Genomic DNA, 3,009 nt, shown 5'->3' with positions numbered 1-3,009 from the left:
TCGGTGGAGAGAAGCTTGCCGGTGAGCTGGAGCCCGTCGCGCAGGGTCACGTCCCGCAGGATGGTATTTCCCAAAGTTGCGGCGAGGTCGCTGTGGTTATGGTTCATGGCTGGAGTGCCTCCTCGCGGCCGGAAGCCGCACTGATCTTGGCGGGGTCCATGTTGAGGAGCCCGCTGAGGATTTCTTCGGTGTTTTCGCCCAGGTCCGGTCCCAGGTTCCGGATGGGAAGCGACTGGTCGCCGATCACTGGGACGATGCCGGGGAAGCCCACGCCGGGCAGGATCTCTTCGCCGGTGGAGACATCGAACTTTTGAATCATGTTGCGGGCTTCGTACTGGCTGTCGGTGCTGATGTCCGCGGCCGTGTAGATGGGACCGGCCGGAACGCCGGCGGCATCCAGGGCTGCAAGGGCATCGGCGGCGTTCAGCTTCGCCGTCCAATTTCCGATGGCCTGGTCCAGTTCCTCACGCCGCTCCCAACGGCCGGCGTTGGTTTGCAGGGCCGGGTCGGCTGCAAGGTCGGGCCGGCCGATGGTGTCCATGTACCGCTGGTAGATCGAGTCTCCGTTGCCGGCCACCACGATGCTGGCGCCGTCCTTGCAGACGTAGGCGTTGGAGGGTGCGATCCCTTCCATCCGGCCGCCGACCCGCTGGCGGTCCACGCCGTAGGCCTGGTAGTCGGGAATCAGGGATTCCATCATGGAGAACATGGCCTCGTTCAGGGCGACGTCGATGATCCGCTCGGTGAGCGGTGCGGCACCGGCCGAGTCCCGCCGTCGTGCTTCCCTTTGGTAGAGGCTCATCATGGAGCCGAAGGCGGCGTAGAGACCCGCGATCGAGTCTCCAATCGAGACGCCCACCCGGACGGGTGCGCGGTCCGGATCTCCCACGAGGTTACGGAACCCGCCATAGGCTTCGGCGACGGCGGCAAAACCGGGCCGCTCGGAAAGGGGGCCCGTCTGCCCAAAAGCGGAGATGCGGGTGATGATGAGATCCGGGTTCGCCTGGTTGAGGACGTCGGGTCCGAGGCCCCACCGTTCCAGCGTGCCGGGCCTGAAGTTTTCCAGCAGGATGTCCGACTTGGCGGCGAGCGCGAGGACTGCCCGTTTGCCTGCCTCGGTCCGGAGGTCCAGCACTACCGACTTCTTGTTGCGGTTGATGGTCCGGTACAGCATGGAGGTGTCGCCCTTGTGGAGGCGCCAGTTGCGCAGCTCGTCGCCGGTGCCGGGGCGTTCAACCTTGATGACTTCCGCGCCGAAATCGGCGAGCAGCCGGCCCGCGGTTGGCGCAGCAATGTAGTTGCCTAGCTCAAGGACGCGTACCCCATCCAGGGGCGCGATGTGTGTCGGTTTCATGGGGTTCTTCTTTCGTTGGCGCGTGTCTTGGCGGGGGGTAACGGGCCGGTCAGAACAGCAGGCTCATGGGCAGGATCAGGAGAATCGCGACGACGGAGGCCACCGAGACGCCGACGGTCACCGATTTCAGTGCGCCCCGCACGCTCTGGCCCAGCAGTGACTGCAGGAGCCAGAAGGTGTTGCTAGTGACGTGAACCATAAACAGGGAACCGGCGCCGGCGGCCAATGCCAGGAGCACGGGGTCCAGCCCGATGGCCGGAGCGATTGGTGCCAGCAGTCCGGCCGCGGTGATGGCAGATAGGGTGACGGAACCGACGGCGATGTGGAGTACGGCGGCGATGGCCCAGACCACCAGGAGCGGGGCAACCGTGCTGGCGGAGAAGAACCCGCCCAGGATGTCGCCGAGACCTGCTGCGGCGACGGTTGCGGCGAGGGATCCGCCGACGCCGGTCAGGATCAGGATTTGGCCGCTTTCCTTGAAGCCAATGGTGATCGCTTCTTCAACGCGCGACTGGCCGATGGCGGAGCGGGTGACGAGGCAGGTGCCGATCAGGCCGATGAGCAGGGCAATGACAGGTTCGCCAAGCAGCTGGAGCCAGGGCAGCTCGATTTCGAGGATCTGCAGGATGGCGCCGGCCCCGATCAGGAGCAGTGACGTCAGAAGCGGGGCGAAGAGGAGCAGCAGGGGGAATTCCTTTTTGCCCCGCTTGGCCAGTGCCACGGTGCTGGGTTGCAGGTCCGCAGCTTCCTTGCCCGAGTTCCGCTGTGGAGTCTGGGTGGAGTGGCCTGCGGCTGTGGCATCCTCGTCGTCGTCTTCCCCTTCACGGTCTTCCTCTGCCACGAAAGTGTGGTCTTCATCCTTCTCTTCGTTCCAGAAGCCGCGGCGGAAGAGGAACGTCATGATGGCAATGGAGATGATGATGGTGGGGACCACCAGCAGGAGGCCGAACAGCAACATTTTGCCCAGGGGCACGTTCAGGAGGCCTGCCAGGGCGAGGGATGCGACGCCGGGAACCATGAAGACAATGCCGCATTCGAGGGCGATGGCCATGGCGGTCGCCATCCGTGCCGTGCCCAGCTTGCCGATCTTCGGCGCGAGCTTGCGGGCCAGGGGTGCGGAGATGACGAGCAGGACGTCAAGGAAAATAGATTGCAGGACAGTTCCGATGGCCAGGCCCATGGTGTAGGGCAGCCGTTTGGGGCCGAAAGTGCTCAGCAACAGTTCCACCAGCCGGCGGATGGCTCCGCTTTGATTGAGGATGGAGCCCATCAGCACGCCGAAGGCTATCAGCAGGCCCACTTCCACCATGATTTCACCGAATCCGGAGGTGATGGTTTCGACGGTCTTTTCGACGCCGAGGCCAACAGCGAGGCCCAGGTAGACCGAGCCGATGACCAAGGCGATGACGGGGTTGACTCTAAAACGGACGATCAGCACGACGGCGGCAAGGACTGCCACGGCCGTGTTGATAAGGACGGCTATGTCTGACATGAGGGGGAATCCGATCGTTGGGCCTTCCACATCGAAGGCTTGGGAACAGATGGGCATCGTGAGGAGGGCCACATCGCTAAACCCATATTATGGGATGCAGCTCATAATGCAAGATATTTCTTCAGTTGCAAGGTATTGGGCCGCTGGCGAAAAGTGTTAAAGC

The 3,009-nt window shown here is 63.5% G+C and carries 2 protein-coding genes; both read right to left on the bottom strand.

The window, feature by feature from the left end:
• Positions 1-103: 103 nt before the first annotated feature.
• Positions 104-1,354: a CaiB/BaiF CoA-transferase family protein gene (locus P2Q66_RS14180; protein ID WP_275729099.1), complete on the bottom strand. Its 1,251-nt coding sequence runs from the start codon at positions 1,352-1,354 to the stop codon at positions 104-106.
• 49 nt (positions 1,355-1,403) lie between these two features.
• Complete coding sequence (locus P2Q66_RS14175) at positions 1,404-2,846, bottom strand: SLC13 family permease (RefSeq protein WP_275729097.1); 1,443 nt, start codon at positions 2,844-2,846, stop codon at positions 1,404-1,406.
• Positions 2,847-3,009 lie beyond the last annotated feature (163 nt).

The organism is Arthrobacter sp. Cr_A7 (genome assembly GCF_029222765.1).
Lineage (GTDB): Bacteria > Actinomycetota > Actinomycetes > Actinomycetales > Micrococcaceae > Arthrobacter.
This window is presented reverse-complemented; position numbering and strand designations above follow the sequence as displayed.